Here is a 7,514-nt window from a genome sequence, read left to right on the forward strand (position 1 = left end):
CGTCGTCAGGGGGCGGGACCCGAGGGTGGGGCCTGCTCCTCCGGTGGCGCCGCACGACCACGCCTCGTGACCAGTGCCAGACCCATCCCGCCGGCGATGAGGACCGCGGCGGCCAGGCCCAGCGCGACGGTCTGCACCCCGGAGATGCCCAGGGAGGACGAGTCCGGGCCGTCCCCGGCGTCCGGCGAGTCCCCCTCCACCGGGAGCGGGGGGAGTTCGCTGAGCACCGGGAGATCGGTCACCTCGACCCTCGCCCCGGAGCCGGTCCCCTGTGCGGAGGCCGCGGGCCCACCGATCATCGCGACCGTCAGCCACAGCGCGACCACGAGCGCCACGACCAGGCCGACGAACACGGCACCGGACACGGCGGCAGGGCGACGGCGGACCATGTATGCCTTCCGTGACGGCGGCCGGGGTGGCCTGGATCGAATTGCCTCACATCTTAGGTTCTATTAAGGCGAAACGATACCCCGCCGTGCTCCCCCGGGCGCGCGTCCCCCGGTCAGCGCTGTGCGACGTCCGTGGGTCGAACGGGCGACGGGAGGGCCGTCTCCCCCATGAGGAAGCGGTCGACCGAGGCCGCGGCGGCGCGCCCCTCGGCGATCGCCCACACGATCAGGGACTGGCCACGTCCCATGTCCCCGGCGACGAACACACCGTCGACGTTGGTGGCGTACGTGTCGTCCCTGTCGACGTTGCCCCGGTCGCTGAAGTCCACGCCCAGGTCGGAGCACAATCCGGTCTTCTGCGCGCCCGTGAACCCCATGGCCAGCAGGACCAGGTCCGCCGGGTACTCGAAGTCGGTGCCGGGCACCGCCTCGAAGCGCCCGTCGACCATCTTGACCTCGGAACCCTTGAGCGCTGTCACATGGCCGCCCTCGCCGAGGAACTCGGCGGTGGAGACGCTGTAGACCCGCTCGCCGTTCTCCTCGTGCGCAGACGCCGTGCGGAACATCAGCGGGTACACGGGCCACGGGGTCGAGGCGGCACGGGTGGCGGGCGGCCTCGGCATGATCTCGAAGCTCTTGACCGACTTCGCACCCTGGCGGGTGGCCGTTCCCAGGCAGTCGGCGCCGGTGTCGCCGCCGCCGATGATGATCACGTGCTTATCCCGTGCGTGGATCTCGGGCAGCCCGTCGGAGTCCACCACCGGGTCACCGACCGCGGCCTTGTTGGCCAGCGGCAGGTAGTCCATCGCCTGGTGGATCCCGTCGAGCTCGCGGCCCGGGACCGGGAGATCCCGTCGCATGGTGGCGCCGCCACAGAGGACGACCGCGTCGAACTCACCACGCAACTGCGAGGCGGTGATGTCCTTGCCCACGTTGACGCCGGCGCGGAACACCGTGCCCTCCGCCTCCATCTGGGCGAGGCGCCGGTCGATGATCTCCTTCTCCATCTTGAACTCGGGGATCCCGTAGCGCATCAGACCACCGACACGGTCATCGCGCTCGAAGACCGTCACCGAGTGCCCGGCGCGGGTGAGCTGCTGCGCGGCCGCCAACCCCGCCGGGCCGGAACCCACGACCGCCACCGACTGGCCGGTGCGGAACGAGGGGATCACCGGATCCATGGGACCGTCCTCCCATGCCTTCTCGGCGATCTCCACCTCGATCTGCTTGATCGTCACCGCCGGCTGGTTGATGCCCAGGACGCAGGAGCCCTCACACGGGGCCGGGCAGAGCCGCCCCGTGAACTCGGGGAAGTTGTTGGTGGCGTGCAGACGATCCACCGCCGCGTCCCACCGCCCGCGGTGCACGAGGTCGTTCCACTCCGGGATGATGTTGCCGAGCGGGCAACCCTGGTGACAGAACGGGATGCCGCAGCCCATGCAGCGACTGGCCTGGGTCTTCAGGTCGTCCTCCGGGAGGGTGGTCGACTCGTAGACCTCCTTCCAGTCCATGATCCGCAGATCCACCGGACGACGCTCGGGGAGCTCCCGTTCGGTGTGCTTGAGAAAGCCCTTCGGGTCAGCCATTTGCGGCCTCCATGATCGCCTCGTCCACGTTGCGTCCGTCCTTCTCCGCCTGCTCGATGGCGAGCAGCACGCGCTTGTAGTCGCGCGGCATGATCTTGACGAAGTGATTCACGTTCTGCGCCCAACCGGACAGGATCTCCCGCGCCCGGGTCGAATCGGTCTCGGCGGCGTGCCGCTCGACGATCCGGTGCAGGAACTCGACGTCCTCCGTCAGCAGTTCCTCGATCTCGACGAGCTCGTCGTTGAGGTTCACGGGCAGCTGCCCGTCCGGGTCGTAGAAGTACGCGACACCGCCCGACATGCCGGCGGCCACGTTGCGCCCGGTCGACCCGAGCACCACGACCTGGCCACCCGTCATGTACTCGCACGCGTGGTCACCCACGCCCTCGACCACAGCGGTGACGCCGGAGTTGCGGACGCAGAAGCGCTCGCCCACCATTCCCCGCAGGTAGATCTCACCGCTGGTCGCGCCGTAACAGATCACGTTCCCGGCGATGATGTTGTCCTCCGCCACGAAGTCCGGGGCCGCGTCCAGGGCGGGCCGGACCACGATCCGACCACCCGACAGTCCCTTGCCCACGTAGTCGTTGGCGTCACCGAAGACACGCTGGGTCACGCCGGCGGCGAGGAACGCCCCGAACGAGTTGCCCGCCGAACCGGTGAAGGTGAGGTCGATGGACCCGTCCGGCAGGCCTGCGGCCCCGTACGCCTTGGAGATCTCGTGGCTGAGCATGGTGCCGACCGAGCGGTTGACGTTGCAGATCGGGTACCGACCGGTGGCCGGGCCGGACGACGGGTCGACGAGCACCGAACGGAAGTCCTCGATGAGCGTGCGGTCGAGCACTCCCTCCAGCTTGTGGTCCTGCTGCTTGGTGCAGCGCAGGTCCTGGTGCATGAAGGGCGAGTCCGCCTGGGCGAAGACCGGCTCGAGGTCCAGCTTGGCCGCCCGCTTGTTGTGGGCGAACGCACGGGACTTGTCGAGGCACTCGGAGTGTCCGATCGCCTCGTCGAGGGACCGGAAGCCCAGCTCGGCGAGGTACTCGCGGACCTCCTCCGCGACGAACTCCATGAAGTTCACCACGTACTCGGCCTTGCCGTTGAACCGCTCGCGCAGCACCGGGTTCTGGGTGGCCACACCCACCGGGCAGGTGTCGAGGTGGCAGACGCGCATCATGACGCAGCCGGCCACGACGAGCGGCGCGGTGGCGAACCCGAACTCCTCGCCACCGAGCAGCGCCGCCACGATCACGTCGCGCCCCGTCTTGAGCTGCCCGTCGACCTGGACGACGATGCGGTCGCGGAGCCCGTTGACCAGCAGCGTCTGCTGGGTCTCGGCCAGGCCCAGCTCCCACGGTCCACCGGCGTGCTTGAGCGAGGTCAGCGGCGAGGCACCCGTGCCACCGTCGTGGCCCGAGATCAGCACCACGTCGGCGTGTGTCTTGGACACGCCCGTCGCGACGGTTCCCACGCCCTGCTCGGCGACGAGCTTGACGTGGATCCGAGCCTCGGGGTTGGCGTTCTTCAGGTCATAGATGAGCTGCGCCAGGTCCTCGATCGAGTAGATGTCGTGGTGCGGCGGGGGCGAGATCAACCCGACGCCCGGCGTGGAACCACGGACCTCGGCCACCCAGGGGTACACCTTGCCCGGCGGCAGCTGGCCGCCCTCGCCCGGCTTGGCTCCCTGGGCCATCTTGATCTGGATGTCGGTGCAGTTGGCCAGGTAGTTGCTGGTCACACCGAACCGGCCGGAGGCGACCTGCTTGATGGCCGACCGGCGCCAGTCCCCGTTGGGGTCGGGGCTGAACCTGGCGATGGACTCGCCGCCCTCACCCGAGTTGGACCGGGCGTGCAGGCGGTTCATCGCGATCGCGAGGGTCTCGTGCGCCTCCGCGGAGATGGAGCCGTAGCTCATCGCCCCGGTGGAGAACCGCTTGACGATCTCCGACACCGGCTCGACCTCGTCGATCGACACCGGCGGGCGGGTGCTCTTGAGCTCGAACAGACCGCGCAGCGTGGCGAGACGCTCCGACTGGTCGTCGACGAGCCGCGAGTACTCCTTGAAGATCTCGTATCGGCCGGACCGCGTGGAGTGCTGGAGCTTGAACACCGTGTCCGGGTTGAACAGGTGGTACTCGCCCTCGCGCCGCCACTGGTACTCGCCACCGATCTCGAGCTCGCGGTGGGCGGCCTCCTCGGGACGCGGCAGGAAGGCGAAGCGGTGCCGACGGGCCACGTCCTCGGCGATCTCGTCGAGGCCGATCCCGTCGATCGGGCTGACCGAGCCGGTGAAGTACTCGTCGCACAGTTCCTGCGACAACCCGGTGATGTCGAACAGCTGGGCGCCGGTGTAGGAGGCGAGCGTGGAGATGCCCATCTTGGACATCACCTTGAGCACGCCCTTGGCGGCCGCCTTGCGGTAGTTGGCGCAGGCCTCGACCGTGTCGATCCCGGCGAGGTCGCCCGTCTTGACGAGCTCGTCGATCGACTCGAAGGCCATGTAGGGGTTGATGGCGTTGGCTCCGTAGCCGAACAGCACCGCCATGTGGTGCACCTCGCGGGCGTCGCCCGACTCCACCACGAGGCTGACCCGGGTGCGGGTCTTCTCGCGGACGAGGTGGTGATGCACGGCGGAGGTCAACAGCAGCGACGGGATGGGCGCGTTGCGCTCGTCGGACTCACGGTCCGAGAGCACGATGACGGCGGCACCGTCCTCGATCGCGTCCGAGACCTCGCGCCGGATGCGGTCCAGCGCGATACGGAGGCCCCGCCCGCCGTGGGCGACGTTGTACAGACCGCGGACGGTCACCGCGCGAAGCGCCGGGCGGGAGTCCCCCGCCGCCCGCAGCGTGGCGAGCTCGGAGTTGCCCAGGATCGGGTTGTCGAGCTTGATCTGCCGACAGGAGTCCGGGCCGGGGTTGATGAGGTCACCCTCGGGACCGAGCGTCACCCCGTAGCTCGTGACGAGCTCCTCGCGGATGGCGTCGAGCGGCGGGTTGGTGACCTGCGCGAACCGCTGGGCGAAGTAGTCGAACAGCATCCGGGCCCGCTGGGACAGCACGGGAAGCGGGGTGTCCGTGCCCATCGACCCGGTCGCCTCTGCGCCGACACCGGCCATCGGGGAGACGAGGATGCGGAGCTCCTCCTCGGTGTAGCCGAAGACCCGCTGCCGCAGCACCACGCGCTCGTGGCTCATGATCTCCTGGCTGACCTGGGGCAGGTCGCCGAGTCGGACCATGCCCTCGTCGAGCCACTGCTGGTAGGGGTGCTCGGCGGCGAGCTGCTCCTTGATCTCCTGGTCGTCGATGATCCGCCCCGCGGCGGTGTCGACCAGGAACATGCGGCCGGGCCGCAGGCGGGTCTTGGTGACCACCTTGTCCTGCGGGATGTCCAGGACGCCGACCTCGGAGGCCATGACGACGAGACCGTCGTCGGTGACCCAGATCCGCGAGGGGCGCAGGCCGTTGCGGTCGAGGACCGCTCCGATCACGGTGCCGTCGGTGAAGGTGATCGACGCCGGACCGTCCCAGGCCTCCATGAGCGAGGCGTGGTACTCGTAGAACGCCCGCTTGGCGGGGTCCATGGTCTCGTGACGCTCCCAGGCCTCGGGCACCATCATGAGCACGGCGTGCGGAAGGGTCCGGCCGGCCAGAGTCAGCAGCTCGAGCGCCTCGTCGAACCGCGCGGTGTCCGATCCACCGGGGGTGCAGATGGGCAGGGCCGCCGACAGGTCCTCGATGTGCTCGCTCGACATGAGCGACTCACGGGCCCGCATCCAGTTCTCGTTGCCGCGGGCGGTGTTGATCTCCCCGTTGTGCGCGACGTAGCGGAACGGATGCGCGAGCGGCCAGGCCGGGAAGGTGTTGGTGGAGAAGCGGGAGTGGACGATGCCCAGGGCGGACTCCACGCGCTCGTCCTGCAGGTCGAGGTAGAACTCGGGGAGCTGCTTCTCCGTGAGCATGCCCTTGTAGACGAAGGTCCGGGGGCTCAGTGACGGGAAGTACACGGTCTCCGAGCCCAGGTCGCCCTTGCCGGGCCCCTTGGATCCGAGCTCGTGCTCGCACCGCTTGCGGACCACGAAGCACTTCCGCTCGAGTGCGAGCTCGGTGAGCAGGGCGCCGTCGGCACCCGCGGCCTTGACGAAGATCTGGTGGATGGTCGGCTGGGCGTCGCGGGAGATCGCGCCGACCGTCGAGTCGTCGACCGGGACCTCACGCCATCCGATGACAGTGACGCCCTGCTCGGCGGCGATCCTCTCCACCAGGCGCTTGGCGTCCATCGCCAGCATCCGTGACTGGGGGAGAAAACAGAGGCCGGTCGCGTACGCACCGGCCTCGGGCAGTTCCAGGTCCTGCTCCTCGCGCATCACCTCGCGGAAGAACCGGTCCGGTACCTGGATCATCAGACCCGTGCCGTCACCGGTGTTCGCCTCGGCGCCGACAGCGCCCCGGTGCTCGAGGTTGACGAGCGCGGCGATCGCCTTCTCGACGATGTCCCGGGACTGACGTCCGTACATGTCCACGACGAACGCGACACCACAGGAATCGTGTTCATATTCAGGGCGGTACAGGCCTCTGGGGCCGGGAGTCGTCATCATCTGCTCGCCTTCGTTTGTCGACGGGCGGACTCCGTGGTGGCTGGAGCACCCGCACTCAGATCACCGTGGTGCTCTGGCCCGCAAATAATATGGGGAAAAGGGGGTAGCCGCACAATTGGGTTTCGTCAATCGACGCGGACTGACGTGGGACACGGATTCCACCCTGTGAGATTTCTCTCAGGTCACGGGCTCTCTCGCTCCCGAAATGGCAACTGCCCCGCTCCGAGTGGACCACTCGGAGCGGGGCAGTTGGGGTGTCAGATCACCGGATGAACGACAACGGGGGCAGGGTGACGCCGTCCGGCAGCCCCACCTCGTAGTCGCCGAGCGAACCCGTGGTGACGATGGCCGCGTTGGCGGTGACCGCGACCCCACCCTGGGCGCCCGGCTCACCACCGCGACCGTTGGGGGTGACCGGCCCCGGGGCCGGTGGAGCCTCGACGACGGGCTGGAAAGGAGCTGGTCCCGGCATGGCCGAACCTGCCAACGGGGGGAATCCCGGAAGCTCTGGGAGTTGGATGTTCAGGTCCATCAGGGACTGCCCGATCATCGGGGCAGCGGCGATCGAGCCGCCGATGAGGACCACCGGGAGCAGGATCGGAAGTGAACCGACCGCAGAGCCGACAGTCGAGCCCAGCGGGGCGAGCGACGCGGTCAGGGAACCGATCGGGGCGAGAGACCCCTCCACCGAACCCGGCTCCAGCGACCCCATCGGGAGCGAGCCCTCCAACGAACCGTCGTCGAGGGAACCGGGCTCGACGGAGCCCTCGAGGGAGCCGTCCAGCGACCCGGCCTCGGACCCCGCCGAAAGCGGAGCGAGCGACCCGGGCTCCAGCGAGCCCTCCAACGATCCGGCGTCAGACCCGGCCGAGAGCGGCGCAAGCGAACCGGGGGCGAGGGACCCGTCGCCCGCCTCGGAGCCCGACGACCCGAGCGCCAGCAGCA

Annotated in this window: 3 protein-coding genes and 1 pseudogene; all 4 read right to left on the reverse strand. The window is 69.0% G+C overall.

Annotated features, from left to right (window positions below; genetic code table 11):
- Nucleotides 1-5: 5 nt before the first annotated feature.
- On the reverse strand, nucleotides 6-365 hold the full coding sequence (locus tag G6017_RS16020) for a hypothetical protein (RefSeq protein ID WP_347238038.1): 360 nt from the start codon (nucleotides 363-365) through the stop codon (nucleotides 6-8).
- Between the two features lie 137 nt (nucleotides 366-502).
- A complete protein-coding gene (gene gltD / locus G6017_RS16025; protein ID WP_182618245.1) occupies nucleotides 503-1,975 on the reverse strand; it encodes a glutamate synthase subunit beta in 1,473 nt (490 codons plus the stop codon).
- A complete protein-coding gene (gltB, locus tag G6017_RS16030) occupies nucleotides 1,968-6,569 on the reverse strand; it encodes a glutamate synthase large subunit (RefSeq protein ID WP_182618247.1) in 4,602 nt (1,533 codons plus the stop codon). The genes gltD and gltB overlap by 8 nt, the downstream gene beginning before the upstream one ends.
- 262 nt (nucleotides 6,570-6,831) lie before the next feature.
- A pseudogene (locus G6017_RS16035) lies at nucleotides 6,832-7,514 on the reverse strand (hypothetical protein); the annotation flags it as partial.

Origin of the sequence: Dietzia sp. B44, from assembly GCF_014145245.1 — a bacterium.
GTDB classification, from domain to species: domain Bacteria; phylum Actinomycetota; class Actinomycetes; order Mycobacteriales; family Mycobacteriaceae; genus Dietzia; species Dietzia natronolimnaea.

Excerpts from the sequence above, each read along its gene's own strand:
- gltD (WP_182618245.1), bottom strand. The coding sequence starts at position 1,975 with ATGGCTGACCCGAAGGGCTTTCTCAAGCACACCGAACGGGAGCTCCCC.
- gltB (WP_182618247.1), bottom strand. The coding sequence starts at position 6,569 with ATGATGACGACTCCCGGCCCCAGAGGCCTGTACCGCCCTGAATATGAA.